14 protein-coding genes are annotated in these 14,769 nt (G+C 68.2%); 3 read left to right on the top strand and 11 right to left on the bottom strand.

Annotation, left to right across the window (positions count from 1 at the left end):
* Positions 1 to 231 precede the first annotated feature (231 nt).
* The 5 genes from AB0P11_RS08700 to AB0P11_RS08680 form a co-directional block, all read right to left on the bottom strand.
* Positions 232 to 1,383 carry a cystathionine gamma-synthase gene (locus tag AB0P11_RS08700; protein ID WP_053097421.1) on the bottom strand — a complete coding sequence of 384 codons (1,152 nt, stop codon included), beginning with the start codon at positions 1,381 to 1,383 and terminating at the stop codon, positions 232 to 234.
* A gap of 73 nt (positions 1,384 to 1,456) precedes the next feature.
* A complete protein-coding gene (locus AB0P11_RS08695) occupies positions 1,457 to 2,833 on the bottom strand; it encodes a cystathionine beta-synthase (RefSeq protein ID WP_056279809.1) in 1,377 nt (458 codons plus the stop codon).
* Positions 2,834 to 2,922: 89 nt separating this feature from the next.
* Positions 2,923 to 3,882 (bottom strand): carbohydrate ABC transporter permease, encoded by a 960-nt coding sequence (locus tag AB0P11_RS08690; RefSeq protein ID WP_053097424.1) that lies wholly within the window; start codon positions 3,880 to 3,882, stop codon positions 2,923 to 2,925.
* Complete coding sequence (locus tag AB0P11_RS08685) at positions 3,879 to 5,018, bottom strand: sugar ABC transporter permease (protein WP_053097425.1); 1,140 nt, start codon at positions 5,016 to 5,018, stop codon at positions 3,879 to 3,881. Before AB0P11_RS08685 ends, AB0P11_RS08690 begins: the two co-directional genes overlap by 4 nt.
* 103 nt (positions 5,019 to 5,121) lie before the next feature.
* Positions 5,122 to 6,438, bottom strand: a complete 1,317-nt coding sequence (locus AB0P11_RS08680; protein WP_053097426.1) for an extracellular solute-binding protein — start codon at positions 6,436 to 6,438, stop codon at positions 5,122 to 5,124.
* A 282-nt stretch (positions 6,439 to 6,720) separates the two neighbouring features.
* On the opposite strand from AB0P11_RS08680, the gene AB0P11_RS08675 reads away from it, so the two are divergent.
* Positions 6,721 to 7,725 (top strand): LacI family DNA-binding transcriptional regulator, encoded by a 1,005-nt coding sequence (locus AB0P11_RS08675; protein WP_053097427.1) that lies wholly within the window; start codon positions 6,721 to 6,723, stop codon positions 7,723 to 7,725.
* Positions 7,726 to 7,840: 115 nt separating this feature from the next.
* Here AB0P11_RS08675 and rplL read toward each other — a convergent pair whose 3' ends face one another.
* The 3 genes from rplL to AB0P11_RS08660 all read right to left on the bottom strand — a co-directional run bounded on the left by rplL (position 7,841) and on the right by AB0P11_RS08660 (position 10,779).
* Positions 7,841 to 8,218, bottom strand: a complete 378-nt coding sequence (gene rplL / locus AB0P11_RS08670) for a 50S ribosomal protein L7/L12 (RefSeq protein ID WP_042539579.1) — start codon at positions 8,216 to 8,218, stop codon at positions 7,841 to 7,843.
* 48 nt (positions 8,219 to 8,266) lie between these two features.
* Positions 8,267 to 8,755, bottom strand: a complete 489-nt coding sequence (rplJ, locus tag AB0P11_RS08665; protein WP_053097428.1) for a 50S ribosomal protein L10 — start codon at positions 8,753 to 8,755, stop codon at positions 8,267 to 8,269.
* A gap of 230 nt (positions 8,756 to 8,985) precedes the next feature.
* Complete coding sequence (locus AB0P11_RS08660; RefSeq protein WP_363521279.1) at positions 8,986 to 10,779, bottom strand: glycoside hydrolase family 15 protein; 1,794 nt, start codon at positions 10,777 to 10,779, stop codon at positions 8,986 to 8,988.
* A gap of 51 nt (positions 10,780 to 10,830) precedes the next feature.
* Between AB0P11_RS08660 and AB0P11_RS08655 the strand changes: the two genes are divergently transcribed.
* Positions 10,831 to 12,195 (top strand): glucose-6-phosphate dehydrogenase, encoded by a 1,365-nt coding sequence (locus tag AB0P11_RS08655; protein ID WP_363521276.1) that lies wholly within the window; start codon positions 10,831 to 10,833, stop codon positions 12,193 to 12,195.
* A gap of 86 nt (positions 12,196 to 12,281) precedes the next feature.
* Complete coding sequence (locus tag AB0P11_RS08650; RefSeq protein WP_053097431.1) at positions 12,282 to 12,974, top strand: YqaJ viral recombinase family protein; 693 nt, start codon at positions 12,282 to 12,284, stop codon at positions 12,972 to 12,974.
* A gap of 21 nt (positions 12,975 to 12,995) precedes the next feature.
* On the opposite strand, the gene AB0P11_RS08645 is transcribed toward AB0P11_RS08650, so the two are convergent.
* From AB0P11_RS08645 to AB0P11_RS08635, 3 genes are read right to left on the bottom strand one after another with little or no spacing between them, the layout of a single operon-like run.
* Complete coding sequence (locus AB0P11_RS08645; RefSeq protein ID WP_056279802.1) at positions 12,996 to 13,502, bottom strand: hypothetical protein; 507 nt, start codon at positions 13,500 to 13,502, stop codon at positions 12,996 to 12,998.
* The gene (locus AB0P11_RS08640) at positions 13,499 to 14,140 is read right to left on the bottom strand and encodes a hypothetical protein (protein WP_072591652.1); all 642 of its coding nucleotides are present in this window, start codon (positions 14,138 to 14,140) and stop codon (positions 13,499 to 13,501) included. Before AB0P11_RS08640 ends, AB0P11_RS08645 begins: the two co-directional genes overlap by 4 nt.
* Entirely contained in the window at positions 14,137 to 14,754 is a 618-nt protein-coding gene (locus AB0P11_RS08635) for a signal peptidase I (RefSeq protein WP_363521272.1), read from the bottom strand. The genes AB0P11_RS08640 and AB0P11_RS08635 overlap by 4 nt, the downstream gene beginning before the upstream one ends.
* Positions 14,755 to 14,769 lie beyond the last annotated feature (15 nt).

The following is a 14,769-nucleotide window of genomic DNA, read 5'->3' as shown; positions in this document are numbered from 1 at the left end:
ATGCTGCCCGTGGCGGTCCACTCAGGAGCGGGGGCGGTCGGGATGGAGTCAGTGCGTGGAGCGTCGGGCACGACGGTCCTTCCGGAGTTGGAGGGGATCAGGTGAGTCGCGAGGGATCACGTCGCGAGAGCGGCCGAATCCGCGACGGAAGTCGAATCGATTCGATCCGGGCGAAGTCTCCATGCTACAGCCCGCTCGCGCCCACCTGCGTGCGCCATCGACGCTGAGGGGTCAGCCCAGGCGAGCGAGCCCCTGCTCGAGGTCGGCGATCAGGTCGTCGACGCCCTCGATGCCGACGGACAGCCGAACGACGTTCTCGGGCACGGCGAGCGCGGTGCCCCGCACCGAGGCGTGGGTCATGTCCGGCGGGTATCCGATCAGCGACTCGACACCGCCGAGGGACTCCGCGAGCTGGAACAGCTCGGTCGATTCCGCGAACGACTTGGCTGCATCGGCACCGGCGGAGAGACCGAGTGACAGCATCCCGCCGAACCCGCTCATCTGCCGCGTGGCGACGTCGTGCCCCGGGTGAGAGGCGAGCCCCGGGTAGTACACGGTCGCGAACTCCGGGCGGCCGGCTGCCCATTCGGCGATGGCCTGCGCGTTCTCGGAGTGCTGGCGCACCCGCACCGCGAGCGTCTTGATGCCGCGAGTCGTGAGCCAGGCGTCGAGAGGCGCGGAGACCGCACCCACCGCGAACTGCTGGAACTTGACCTGCTCGAAGAAACGGTCGTCGCGGAACACGACAGCACCGCCCAGCACGTCGGAGTGCCCGCCCAGGTACTTCGTGGTGGAGTGCACGACGAGATCGGCGCCGAGCGAGAGCGGCTGCTGCAGTGCCGGTGAGGCGAAGGTGTTGTCGACGACGGCGATCGCCCCGGCCGCGTGGGCGATCTCGGCGATGAGCTCGATGTCGACGATCTTCAGCAGCGGATTGCTGGGCGTCTCGACCCAGACGATCTTCGTCTCGGGCCGGATCGCCGCGCGCAGCTCGTCGACGTCCGACAGCTCGACCGTCGTGGTCTCGATGCCCCAGGGCGCGAGCACCTTGGTGAGCAGGCGGTAGGTGCCGCCGTAGACGTCGTTGCCGAGCACGATGTGATCGCCGGGTCGGAGGATGCCGCGCAGCAGCGCATCCTCCGCAGCGAGCCCCGACGCGAACGACAGCGCGTTCGCGCCGCCTTCGAGTGCGGCGAGCTGCGTCTCGAGCGATGACCGTGTCGGGTTGCCGGCTCGGTTGTACTCGTACCCGTCTCGGAACCCGCCGATGCCGTCCTGCACATGCGTCGAGGCCTGATAGATCGGCGGGATGATCGACCCGGTGGTCGGGTCAGGCGCCTGACCTGCGTGGATGGCTCTGGTGGCGAAGGCATGCTCGGACATGTCCCTCAGCCTACGTCCGCTCCGGCGACCGCATCCGCTCCTGTTACGTCCGGCGTCCGGCGTCCGTGCGGGATCAGCGGGAGATGTACGACAGCAGGTCCTGTCGCGTGAGCACCGTGTGCGGCTTGCCGTCGAGGGTGACGAGCAGCGCGTCGACGTCGGCGAGCGCCGCACGTGCCTGCGCGATCGGCGCGTGGATGCCGATGAGGGGCAGCCTGTCCCCCACATGATCGCCCACGGCGTCCGCGGGCTTCGCATCGCCTCGGAACAGCAGGTCCAGCAGCCCCTTCTCGTCGACCGTGCCGACCACCTCGCCCATCATGACCGGCGGCTCGGCGCTCAGCACCACCAGCTGAGAGACGTCGTACTCGGTCATCATGCCGATGGCCTCGAGCACGGTGTCGGTCGGATGCGCGTGCACCAGATCGGGGATGCCCTCCCCCAGGCGGGCCGTGCGCGCGGCGAGCACGTCGCCGACGGTCTCGCCCTCCTCCACCTCGCTGAACCCGTACGAGCGCATCCAGCCATCGTTGAAGATCTTGCCGAGATACCCGCGCCCGCCATCCGGCAGCAGCACCACCATCACGGCGTCCGCCGGAAGGTCACGCGCCACCCGCAGCGCGCCGACCACGGCCATGCCGCTGGAGCCTCCGACGAGGATGCCCTCTTCTCGCGCGAGCCGCCGGGTCATCGCGAACGACTCGGCGTCGTCGACGGCGACGATCTCGTGCGGCACGCTCGGGTCGTAGGCGCCGGGCCAGATGTCCTCGCCGACTCCCTCGACCAGGTACGGGCGCCCGGTGCCGCCGCTGTAGACGCTGCCCTCGGGGTCGATTCCGACGATGCGGACCCGATCGTCCGACACCTCCCGCAGATACCGGCCGGTTCCGGTGATCGTGCCCCCGGTGCCGACCCCGGCGACGAAGTGCGTGACGCGGCCGTCGGTGTCTCGCCAGATCTCGGGGCCGGTGGTCTCGTAGTGGCTGCGCGGCCCGTTGGGGTTCTCGTACTGGTTGGGCTTGAACGCCCCGGGGATCTCGCGGGCGAGCCGGTCGCTCACGCTGTAGTACGACTCGGGACTGTCGGCCGCCACCGAGGTCGGAGTGACGACCACCTCGGCACCATAGGCGCGCAGCACGTCGATCTTGTCCTCGCCGACCTTGTCCGGCAGCACGAAGACGCACTTGTACCCGCGCTGCTGGGCGACCAGCGCGAGTCCGACGCCGGTGTTGCCGCTGGTCGGCTCGACGATCGTGCCGCCCGGCCGCAGGTCGCCCGAGGCCTCGGCCGCGTCGATGATGCGCGAGGCGATGCGGTCCTTCGCGGAGCCGCCGGGGTTGAGGTACTCGAGCTTCACGAGAACCGTGCACTCCACGCCCTCGGTGACGTGCTGGAGCTTCACGAGGGGCGTGTCGCCGACGAGGTCGACGATGGAGTCTGCGTACTTCATGTTCACAGCGTACGTGCGACGATGCCGCGACCGGGGCTGTGTTGCGCCCGATCGCGGCATCGTGTGCTCGACCTGTCTCCGAGAGCCGATCAGCCCTTGGTGGACCCCGCCAGGAGTCCTCGCACGAAGTACCGCTGGAGCGAGAAGAAGACGATCAGCGGGACGATGATCGACACGAAGGCTCCTGCGGTGAGCAGGTACCATCCCTCGCCGCGACCGGTGATCTCGGCGAGCACCTTCGTGATCGGCGAGGCGGCGCCGTCGGCGAACACGAGGGCGACGAGCAGGTCGTTCCACACCCACAGGAACTGGAAGATCGCCACCGACGCGATCGCCGGCATCGTCAGCGGAAGCACGATCCGGAAGAAGATCTGTCCGCGGGATGCGCCGTCGACGCGAGCCGCCTCGATGATCTCCCCCGGGATCTCCGACATGAAGTTGTGCAGCAGGTAGATCGCCAGCGGCAGCGCGAACATCGTGTGCGCGATCCACACCTGTGCGTAGCCGCCCGAGGCGTCCAGTCCCTGCGTCACCTGGACGCCGAACAGGTTGATGCCCCGCGAGAACGACGACAGCAGCGGCACCAGAGCCATCTGGATCGGCACGATCTGCAGCGCGAACACGAAGATGAACAGCGCGTTGCGTCCCTTGAAGTCGATCCAGGAGAACGCGTAGGCCGCCATCGCCGCGATCATCAGCGGGATGAGCGTGGCGGGGATCGTGATCACGATGGAGTTGAAGAACGACTCCAGGATCGTCAGCTGCGTCGTTCCGGACTGCAGCACGGCTACATAGTTGTCGAGCGTCAGCTGCGGGTTGGTGAAGACCGTCCACCAGCCGCTCGTCTCGATCGCGTCCCTCTCACGGAACGACGAGATGAACAGGCCGAGCGTCGGAATCGTCCACACCACGGCGATCACGATCGACGCGACAGTGGCCCACGGACGGCTCAGGCGCTTGCGCGCGCGGCCGGCCGAGGCTTCGAAGCGTCCGGCGGTGGTGATCGCCCTCGTGCTCTGTCCGGTGTCTGAGTTCACGGTGTCGGTCATCGGATCTCCCGCTGCTTCTTGATCTGGCGCGCGTTGTAGATCACGATCGGGAGCACCAGGATGAACAGGATGACGGAGAGCGCAGCGCTGCGTCCCGCCTCGAACTTGGAGAACTGCGTGTACATCTCGTTCGCGAGCACCGAGGTGCCGTAGTTGCCACCGGTCATCGTGCGGACGATGTCGAAGACCTTCAGCGAGGCGATCGAGATGGTGGTGAGGACGACGATCAGCGCGGGGCGGATCGACGGGATCGTCACCGAACGGAATCGCTCCCACGCGTTCGCGCCGTCGAGCTCGGCCGCTTCGAGGAGCTCTGTGGGAACTCCCTTGATCGACGCCGACAGGACGACCATCGCGAAACCGGTCTGCACCCAGATCAGCACGACGATGAGGGCGAGGTTGTTCCACGGTCCGTTGAGCAGGAACTGCTGCGGTTCTCCGCCGAACCAGACCAGGATCTGGTTGAGCAGACCGATCTGCTCGAACTCCGGACCGCGGTAGGCGTAGACGAAGCGCCAGATGATGCTCGCGCCGACGAACGAGATCGCCATCGGCATGAAGACGAGGAGCTTGTAGATCTTCTCGCCGCGGGTCTTGTCGATGAACACCGCGTAGGCCAGACCGACGATGGTCGAGAGCGTCGGGACCAGGAGCACCCAGACGATCGTGTTCACGACCGAGGTGACGCCGTCGGACTGCGTGAAGATCCAGAGGTAGTTCGAGAAGCCGACGAAGTCGCTGCCGGTGGAGTTCCAGAACGACGCGTAGACCGTCTGGATGGACGGCAGGATCAGGCCCGCGAGCAGCAGCAGCATGGCCGGGGCCATGAATGCCACGAGCTGGATCAGGTACCCGGCTCCGTCGCGGGAACGGTAGTCGAGGAAGAAGAACAGGGCGCCGACGGCGACCGCTACTCCCATCGCCCAGTAATAGGAGTTGAAGAACCACATCACCGCGAACGGGATGAGCAGGCACATCGCCAGGCGGATGCCGGTGTAGAGCGCGCCCTTGCGGGGCGCGATGTCGACGAGAAGCAGGATGACGACGACGACCACCGCGAACGCGATGACGACGGCGAGAGCCTGGGCGATCGGGGGCAGAGACCCGATCCATTGGAAGAACACAGTCGCGTTCATGGATTCCCCTTCATGAGACGGAGCTGATCAGCGGTCCGCGCGGCGATGCGCGGACCGAGAGGGAGAAGGTGGGCCGCCCGACGGGGCGGCCCACCTCATCCGATCAGCTGGAGGGCCAGCCGGTCTCGATCTGGGTCAGGACCTCGTCGGTCGAGGTGCCGTTGATCCAGGCGACCATGCCCTTCCAGAAGGTTCCCGAGCCGACGGCGCCGGGCATCTGGTCGGATCCGTCGAAGCGGAACGTGACCGAGTCGTCCTGGAGCAGCTTGATCGACTCCTGCAGGATCGGGTTCTCGACGGCCTCGATGTCGACGCCCTTGTTCGCAGACGTCACGCCACCGAGTGCCAGACGGCTGTCAGCCCACTCGGGGCTCGAGAGGTACTCGAGCACCTTCTGCGTCGCCTCGTCGTCGCTGAACGCGCCGACGATCTCGCCACCACCGGTGATGAACGTCTCGTCCTCGCTCTGGCTCGGAAGCAGGAACGCCCACACGTCGCCGTCCTCGGCGATGTTCGTGCCCTCGGGGAAGAAGCCCGACAGGAACGACGCCTGGTGCGTCAGTGCGCACTCGCCGCTCGCGACTGCAGGGGCCACGTCGCCGAATGCCGTGGAGTTGACCGAACGCACGTCGCCGAAGCCGCCGTTGACGTAGGCCGGGTTGAGCAGGATCTCGCCGGTGGCGTCGAACGCCTCCTTGATCTGCGGGTCGGTGAAGGGGATCTCGTTCTTGACCCACTGGTCGTAGACGTCGGCGCCCGCGTTGCGGAGCACGAGGTCCTCGATCCAGTCGGTGCCGGGCCAGCCGGTCGCCACACCCGACTCGAAGCCGGCGCACCAGGGTGCCTTGCCGCTCTTCTCCTGGATGGTCTGGGTCAGTGTGAGCAGCTCGTCCCAGCTCGTGGGCTCCTGGACTCCCCACTCGGCGAACTTCGTCGGCGAGTACCAGACCCAGCCCTTGACGCTCGCCATGAGCGGCGCGCCGTAGAACTCGTCCTCGTAGGTGCCGAAGTCGACCCACCCCTGCGTCCAGTACTCCTTGGCGTTCGCCTCGACGGCGTCAGGGGCCGGCTTCAGGAAGTCGCGAGCCGCGTAGTCCGCGAACAGACCCGGCTGCGGGAAGATCGCGATGTCGGGCGGGTTGCCGCCCTGTGCACGGGTGCCGAGCTGAGTTTCGAAGTCCTGGCTGCCCTCGTACTTGATCGTGATGTCGTTCTCCTTCTCGAAGTCCGCCCAGGACTCTGCGAGAAGTTCTGCCTCTCCTTCGACGATCGTGCCGTAGATCGTGACGGTGTTGTCTCCGCCGCCGCCTTCTCCCCCGCCGTCCGTGCCGCCGGGAGCACCACAACCGGCGAGCGCGATGCCCGCGACTCCCAGCAGTGCGATTGGCGCGTAACGCCGGGAACGCTGTGACAGACCCATGTGAATTCTCCTCTTCGAGTTTCCCGGCTCCCACGACATTCCGCGCCGCCCCTCGGCACAGAATCGGGAACCGATTCCAGGACAACCTATCGGGGTCCGACGCCGCGGCACAATAAGCCAGGATCACAGACTGACAACCATTCGCAGCGCCCTGGCACGAACCATGGGAGCGCTCCCTCACAATTCCTGTGGAACCGGTTCCTTTTCGTCCCTGCGACCCGTTACGCTGTCATCGGCGCAGGGGTGGGGGCTCGCGTCGCAGTCATGGTCGAGGAGGACCGGATGAGCACGATCGCCGACGTCGCGGCGCGCGCTGGCGTGTCGAAGGCGACGGCGAGCCGAGCACTCAGCGGACGCGGTTACGTCTCGGAAGACACCCGCAAGCGGGTCGCCGATGCTGCCGGAGAACTCGCCTATGTCGCACACTCCTCCGCGACGAGTCTCGCCACGGGTCGCACGCAGACCGTCGGAGTCATCATGCCGCCGGTCGACCGCTGGTTCTTCTCGGAGCTGCTCGCCGGCATCCAGGAATCGCTGTTCGCCCTCGACTACGAGCTCGCGCTCTACGGCATCCGCGAAGGCAGCGAGACCCGCGAGCGCCTGTTCGATGTCGTGCTGCCCGGGCGACGGTTCGACGGGATCATCGCCGTCGGCATCCAGCCCAGCGCACAGGAGCTCGAACGTCTGCACCGCTCCGAGCGACCGCTCGTCAGCGTCGGTCCGTACAGTGAGGGATCCAGTGCCGTGTCGATCGACGACATCGCCGCCGCCCGGATCGCCACCGAGCACCTGATCGAACTCGGCCATACCGATATCGCGTTCGTCGGCGGATCCACGGATCCGGACCATCTCAGCTTCGGCGACGCCCAGCGCGTCGAGGGATATCTCGAGGCTCTCGCTGCGGCGGGACTCGAGGCGGTCGCGAGGATCGCGGACAGCCGCCCGACCATGCCCGGCGGCTACGCCGCCGCCGTCGAGCTCCTCGGTGACCGCAGAGGACGCCCCACCGCGATCGTCGGCGTCTGCGACGAGGCGGCGATCGGCGCGATGATCGCGGCACGTCGCCTCGGCATCGCCGTGCCGACCGAGCTCAGCATCGTCGGAGTCGACGACCACCAGCACGCCGAGATGTTCGCGCTCACGACCATCAGGCAGTCACCGCGCGAACAGGGCCACGAGGCAGTGCGCCTGCTGCGGCAGCAGATCGACCACCCGGATTCTCCGCGCGAGCGCACCGTGACGACATCCTCGCTGGTCGTCCGGAGCTCCACCGCCGGACGACGCTGACCGCTCCTCTGCGGATCTGCGCCCCGGACGCACGAAAGCCCCGGGCGGACCCGGGGCTTTCGTGAAGCGTTCAGACGCTTCCAGGGCGAGGCATCACGCCGCGACCTGGAACGGATTACTTGAGGGTAACCGTGGCGCCTGCCTCTTCGAGGGCAGCCTTGGCCTTCTCGGCTGCTTCCTTGTTCGCGCCCTCGAGCACGGCCTTGGGAGCACCGTCGACGACGGCCTTGGCCTCGCCGAGACCGAGCGAGGTGAGCTCGCGGACGGTCTTGATGACCTGGATCTTCTTGTCGCCGGCAGCCTCGAGGATGACGTCGAAGGAGTCCTTCTCCTCAACCTCTTCAGCAGCGCCGCCGCCTGCGCCTGCAACGGCGACGGGGGCAGCAGCGGTGACCTCGAACTTCTCCTCGAACGCCTTGACGAAGTCGTTGAGCTCGACGAGGGTCAGGCCTGCGAACTGCTCGAGCAGCTCCTCAGTGGTGAGCTTAGCCATGATGTATCTCCTAGATAGGTGGGTTTGTTGAACGAGATCGTGGGTCGCTCACGCGGCCTCAGCGGTCTCCAGCTTTTCGCGAAGAGCATCGATGGTGGCAGCAGCCTTGCCCATCGTCGCCTTCATCATGCCCGCAGCCTTCGCCAGCAGAACCTCACGGCTCTCGAGCGCGGCGTACTTGTTGACCTCGTCGGCAGAGAGGGCGTTGCCCTCGAAGATGCCGGACTTGATCACGAGAAGCGGGTTGGCCTTGGCGAAGTCACGAAGAGCCTTGGCAGTGGCGACGAAGTCGCCATGCACGAACGCGACAGCCGACGGACCCTTGAGGTCGTCGTCCAGCGCGGTGATGCCAGCCTTGTTGGCGGCGATCTTGGTCAGCGTGTTCTTCACCACGGCGTACTCAGCGTCCTGACGGATGCTGTTGCGCAGCTCCTTGAGCTGGGCAACCGTCAGACCGCGGTACTCGGTCAGCAGAACGGCAGTCGAGTTCTCGAATGACTTCGTGAGCTCGGCAACCGATGCGTCCTTCTGCGCCATGGTCACTCCTTGGTGTGTACGAGGCGCCTCACGGAGGTGAGGCGCCGACCCCTGACCGCATGCAACAGAAAAGCTCCGGCGCAAGCGCACGGAGCTCTGAAAGTTCGTGTCCTGCGCGGGCCCCTGCTGAGCAGAGCTTCGATCGCCTCGCGTTCTCACGCACGACGATGACCAGCGGTCTTCGGTTGTTCCCAGGCTACCTCATCGACCGCCGACCCTCAAATCGGACGTCAGTCCCGGTGCGCCGCGCGTCCCCGGTGCCCGGCGAGTGCGTCGGCGGCCCGGATGAGACTCAGGTGCGAGAGTGCCTGCGGAGTGTTGCCGGCCTGCCGCTGGTGTCCGACGTCGTACTCCTCCGAGAGCAGGCCGAGATCGTTCGCCATCGCCATCACTCCGGCCATGAGGTTCTGCGCGTCGCCCGTGCGCCCGCTCGCCGCATACTGCTCGACGAGCCAGAAGCTGCAGGCGATGAAGGGATGCTCCCCTCCACCGAGTCCGTCGACCCCGGACTCGGTGCGATAGCGCCGCACGAATCCGTTCACGAGCAGGCGACTCTCGATCTCGGCGACGGTGCGCAGCATGCGCGGATCGTCGGCGGCGCAGTACCCGACCTGCGGCAGCAGCAGCAGCGAGGCATCGACGTCGCCGGATCCGTAGTGCTGGACGAAGTGGCCGCCCTCCGCATCGACACCGCGGTCGTCGATCTCGCGACGCAGGCGATCGCGCACGCCCTCCCACCGCTCGGCATCGCCGGCGAGACCATGCTCCCGCACGGCACGGACTCCCCGGTCGAGCGCGGCCCACATCATGACCCGCGAGTGCGTGAACCATTGCGGCTCGCCCCGGATCTCCCAGATTCCGTTGTCGGGGCGATCGATCGACGCGATCACCTGCTCGACGAGCGCGCGCTGCAAGGGCCAGGAGAAGTCCCCCTCTTCCAGACCCGCGATCCTGGCCGCCTCGAGAGCGACCAGGACCTCGCCGATCACATCACCCTGGTATTGGTCGACGGCCCCGTTGCCGATGCGCACCGGCGCTGAACCGTCATAACCGGGGAGACTGGTCAGCTCGCGCTCGAGGAGATCGCGCTCACCGGCGATCCCGTACATGATCTGCACCTCCCGCGGTTCCCCCGCGACGGCCCGGAGCAGCCAGCGACGCCACTGATGCGCTTCGGCGAGGAAGCCATGAGCGATCAGCGCCTCGAGCGTCAGCGCGGCATCCCGCAGCCAGACGAAGCGGTAGTCCCAGTTGCGCGAGCCGCCGAAATCCTCGGGCAGCGAGGTCGTGGCCGCGGCGACGATGCCTCCGGTGTCCTTGTTGGTGAGCGCACGCAGCACCAGCAGAGAGCGGACGACGGCGTCGCGATGCGGGCCGTCGTGGCGGATCCCGCTCGCCCATCCCTGCCACCAGGCCCGCGTCCCGGCGATCGCCTCTTCGACGTCGAGCGGCTTCGGCGCGTGCTCATATGAGAGGAACCAGCTGAGCGTGAGGTCCCGGATCTCGTCGGGGCCGACCGTCACCGTCGCCCGGTGCCGATGGTCCTCGGCGTGGAATCGCACGCCGCGCACGATCACCGACTCGGGCCCGGCCGTCGCATGCAGCGCCGGGTGATCCGGAGTGCCGACCTGCCGCACCCACGGCAGCCGACGGGAGTAGTCGAAGTGCAGGCGCAGCTCGGTGTCGAACTCGACGCTGCCCGAGACGCCGACGACCCTGCGGATGACTTCGGTGCGCGTCGGCTGGATCGGCATGAACTCGTGCACCTCCGCGACGCCCTCCGCCGTCTCCCACCGGGTGACCAGGATGAAGGTGTCCGAGAGGTAGTACCGCGTCGATGTCGCTCCGGCATCGCTCGGGCGCAGCGTCCAGCATCCGTGACCGGGGTCGCCCAGGAGAGCGCCGAACACCGAGGACGAATCGAAACGCGGAAGGCACAGCCAGTCGATGCTGCCGTCTCGCGAGACGAGCGCGCCGGTGCGGCAGTCGCTGAGCAGGGCGTAGTCCTCGATCGGAGCGGGCATCGACCGAGTCTGGCATGTTCACCCGAGGGTCGGAGCGATTACGGTGAGAACATGACCGATGCGACGACGCTGGTGATCCTCGGTGCAGGTGGCGACCTCACCTCTCGGCTCCTCCTGCCCGCTCTGGGCCAGCTGCTGAAGAGAGAACCCGCGCGTTCGGTGCGGATCGTCGGCGCCGATCGCGAGGAGTGGACGGATGCCGAGCTGCGGGCCGTCGTCGACACGGCCTTCGCCTCGATGGACGCCGAGGACGCGGCAGCCCGTGTCGACGTCACCTACGCCCGCACCGACATCACGCGCGCCGACGATCTGCGTGCGCTGCTCGGCGGACTCACCGGCCGCGTGGCCCTCTACTTCGCAGTGCCTCCGGCCGTGGCGGCGGCGTGCATCGCCGCACTCACGCCCGACATGCTGCCCGCGGGCGCCATGCTCGTGATGGAGAAGCCGTTCGGCACCGACGAGTCGAGCGCCCGCGAGCTGAATAGCATCCTCACCGCCCTCGTGCCCGAGACCCAGGTGTTCCGCGTCGACCACTTCCTGGGTCGCTCGACCACGCTGAACCTCCTCGGCGCACGGTTCGCGAACCGCATCCTCGAACCGCTCTGGTCTGCGGAGAGCATCGAGTCCATCGACATCGTCTACGACGAAGCGCTGGCGCTCGAGGGGCGTGCGGGTTACTACGACAAGGCCGGCGCACTGGTCGACATGATCCAGAGTCATCTGCTCCAGGTGCTCGCGGTGCTCGCGATGGAAGAGCCCGCCACCCTCGACGAGGTCGACTTCCGCGCCGCGACCGGCGCGGTGCTCCGCGCGACCGCCGTGTGGGGCGACGACCCCGCCGGGTCGTCTCGCCGCGCCCGCTACACCGCGGGGGAGATCGACGGCACCGCGAAGCCCTCGTACGTCGACGAACCCGGCGTCGACCCGGGTCGGGAGACCGAGACGCTCGCCGAGGCGACCTTCGAGGTCCGCAACGCGCGCTGGGCGGGAATCCCGTTCCGGCTCCGCTCCGGCAAGGCCCTCGGAACGCCCGCCAGAGAGATCGTCGTGCGCTTCCGTCCTGTCCGCCATCTGCCCCGCGGGCTCACCGGCACGTCCGACGGAGCGGTGCTGCGCTTCTCGCTCGGTCCCGACCGGATGTCGCTCGAGCTGAACCTGAACGCATCCGAGGACCCGCTCGAGCTGGAACGCGCGATCCTGTCCGCGGAGCTCGGCGAGGGCGCGCTCAAGGCGTACGCCGAGGTGCTGTCCGGCGTCCTCGACGGGGATCCGATGCTCGCCGTGCGGGGAGACGCCGCCGAGCAGTCGTGGCGGATCGTCGCCCCCATCCTCGAGGCGTGGCAGCGGGGCGATGTGCCGCTCGACGACTACGTCGCCGGATCCGCCGGCCCGGAGGCGTGGCCGACGCGCAGCTGAGTCTCTGCCGGGGTCGAACGCCCGAGGGAACGCCCCGGGCGGCGTGTGCGGGAGGGAGAGTCGGCGACCGGGGTTACCCTCGATAGGTGACCCCCGAACTCCAAGCTCGCATCGTCGCGGATTCCCGCGACCGCGTCGCCTGGATGCGGGCACGGTCCCGTGGGATCACCGCCACGGATGTCGCCGGCCTCACGAGCGAGCGGTCCATCGCCCGCGCCGCCGACTCCAAGCTCGGCGGCGGGCCCCGGTTCGGAGGCAACGCCTACACCGATCACGGACGCCGCCGCGAGCCCGAGATCGCCGCCTGGGTGGCGGCGACCCACGGCATCCTCCCCTCCTCCGCCCTGTTCCGCGCCGAGGTCGAGCACCGCCATCTCGCGACTCCCGACGGTATCGCCGTCGACGCCGACGGTCGCGTGAAGCTCGCGGAGATCAAGACCACGAACAAGGCGTTCCGCGGCATCCCCCGCACCTACCTGCGCCAGGTGTGGTGGCAGCAGCACGTGCTGGGCGCCGAGCGCACGCTCTTCGTCTGGGAGGAGCACGTCGACTTCTCCCCCATCCATGACGAACCCCGCTGCGTCTGGATCGACCGCGACGACCGCGAGATCGCGAAGCTCGTCGGCCTCGCCACAGATCTCATCGACGAGCTCTACCGGCGCACCACCGGTCAGCAGGTGCCGACCCGCATCGCGGATGCCGCGGCGGCCGCCGCCGCCAGCCGGCGCGAGCACCTGCGCGAGCGCGATGCGTTCCGCGCTCTCGCACTCGCCGACTGAGCCGGTCCGCACCGCACGAACTCACGTGCAGGACGCGTTGAGCCCGAGCAGCGCGATCGACAGCTGGCGCGAGGTCCCGGCCGACACCCAGGACGTACCGGCCAGGAGGTTGGTCACCGTCAATGTCGTGGTGCTGCCGAGAAGGTTGGAGATGAGGCTGGCGAGCAGACTCTGAGTGAGGACGGCGGTGTGGGTGTAGAGGCCGCCGGCAGGACCTGTCGTGGTGATGTTCGCCGCCGGGACCACTGCTGTCGTCGCTCCCTGGGTGAGTGTGAGCCTGACCCCGCTGGCGGGATACACCGACGTCCACACGAGCCGGACGTTCTGGAAGACGCCCAGACCGTTGTTCGCCACCGTGCAGGCGATGATCGTGGCGGGGGGAACGCGGAACGCCGTGATCGTGGCTCGACCGTACTCCGGGTCGGTGAATGCCGCGTCGGTGATCTGCGCCGGCGGCGCGAGGGCCACTCCGCAGAGCAGCGCCGCACCGGCGACTCCGGCCAGGACGCGCTGCCGCCGCACGATCACGACTCGCCTCGGTGAGCTCCGGTGCTGCGGCGGCGCCGGGTCGCACTCAGCGCGGCACCACCGGCCACCAGGGCCAGCGCCCCGCCGATCGCCCAGGGAGCGAAGGTCGCACCGCCCGTCGTCGCCAGCCCGCCGTCGGGTCCGACCGTCGCGGACTCTCCGGCGCCGCGTGCATGCACGCGCACCTGGGTGCTGCCGTCGTCCGCGCCGTCCAACGCGATGACGAGCCTGAGGTGGGCCACCTCTGTGTCGGCCATCTCGACGAGCGGCACCTCGAGGCCGTCACGAGGTATCGACCAGCCGGACTCGAGTGTGGTCGCGCCTCCCCGGCATCCGCTCTCATCCCACTCCTGCGCACAGCGGAGCACGTCCATCACCAGCGCCGCACCGCCGCTCGCACTGACTCCGACCGCCACGGTCCCGGGGTCCGGTGCCTCAGCGCTCACCGTCACATCCCACTGCACGGGCTGGCCAGGCAGGAGGCTCGACGCGGCATCCCAGTCGGCGACGGAGACCAGCCGCAGCACCTGTCCCTGCACGACCTCGGTCGAGGGGGCCGCCCACGCCGGACTCACCGCGACGAGCGCTGCGCAGACGACCGCACAGGCACCCGCGATGCACGCCACCCGCCGGTTCATCGGTCGACTCCCGCCGGATCGACCTGCTCGCGACTCTCCTTCCGGGAGCGCGGCCAGAACGCCCAGACGACGAGGACCGTCGCGCCGATCGTGAGTCCGCCCAGCACGTACGGATCGCCCATCGCGACGATCACGGTCGCGAAGCCGGGGATCGAGAACAGCACGATCCGAACGGTCTGCACGGTGTACGGATACGGATCGTCGGCCGCGTTCGCGTCTCCGCGCATCGTGATCACCCGTTCGTCCGCACTCGCACCGGGATCGATCGAGGTGATGCGGTGCGTGACCGGCAGATCGCCTGCTCGATCGACGGTGACGACGTCGCCGACCTGCACCTCGGATGCCGGGACGCTCTGGACCACCGCCACGGAACCGGCGGGAATCGTCGGCGCCATCGATCCCGTGCGGAACATGATGAGGGTGATGTTCGCCGTGAAGGCGACGATCACGAGCACGATGCAGATGACCCCTGCGGCGGCGGCGAGCCAGAGGAGGACATCGGCGAGCGCCCTCCCGAGAGTGCCTCGCGAGGACGCCGCGGCGGGTGCCGGCGACGCGGACGCATCATCGACCGTCGCCTGTTCACGCAGGCTGCGCCTCGTCGGTGCACTCATGTCTCCTCCTCACGT

The sequence above is a fragment of the Microbacterium sp. NPDC079176 genome, from assembly GCF_040686675.1.
Taxonomy (GTDB): domain Bacteria; phylum Actinomycetota; class Actinomycetes; order Actinomycetales; family Microbacteriaceae; genus Microbacterium.
This window is presented reverse-complemented; position numbering and strand designations above follow the sequence as displayed.

Coding starts and splice junctions, on each gene's coding strand:
- AB0P11_RS08700 (WP_053097421.1), bottom strand. CDS start 1,383: ATGTCCGAGCATGCCTTCGCCACCAGAGCCATCCACGCAGGTCAGGCG.
- AB0P11_RS08695 (WP_056279809.1), bottom strand. CDS start 2,833: ATGAAGTACGCAGACTCCATCGTCGACCTCGTCGGCGACACGCCCCTC.
- AB0P11_RS08690 (WP_053097424.1), bottom strand. CDS start 3,882: ATGACCGACACCGTGAACTCAGACACCGGACAGAGCACGAGGGCGATC.
- AB0P11_RS08685 (WP_053097425.1), bottom strand. CDS start 5,018: ATGAACGCGACTGTGTTCTTCCAATGGATCGGGTCTCTGCCCCCGATC.
- AB0P11_RS08680 (WP_053097426.1), bottom strand. CDS start 6,438: ATGGGTCTGTCACAGCGTTCCCGGCGTTACGCGCCAATCGCACTGCTG.
- AB0P11_RS08675 (WP_053097427.1), top strand. CDS start 6,721: ATGAGCACGATCGCCGACGTCGCGGCGCGCGCTGGCGTGTCGAAGGCG.
- rplL (WP_042539579.1), bottom strand. CDS start 8,218: ATGGCTAAGCTCACCACTGAGGAGCTGCTCGAGCAGTTCGCAGGCCTG.
- rplJ (WP_053097428.1), bottom strand. CDS start 8,755: ATGGCGCAGAAGGACGCATCGGTTGCCGAGCTCACGAAGTCATTCGAG.
- AB0P11_RS08660 (WP_363521279.1), bottom strand. CDS start 10,779: ATGCCCGCTCCGATCGAGGACTACGCCCTGCTCAGCGACTGCCGCACC.
- AB0P11_RS08655 (WP_363521276.1), top strand. CDS start 10,831: ATGACCGATGCGACGACGCTGGTGATCCTCGGTGCAGGTGGCGACCTC.
- AB0P11_RS08640 (WP_072591652.1), bottom strand. CDS start 14,140: ATGAACCGGCGGGTGGCGTGCATCGCGGGTGCCTGTGCGGTCGTCTGC.
- AB0P11_RS08635 (WP_363521272.1), bottom strand. CDS start 14,754: ATGAGTGCACCGACGAGGCGCAGCCTGCGTGAACAGGCGACGGTCGAT.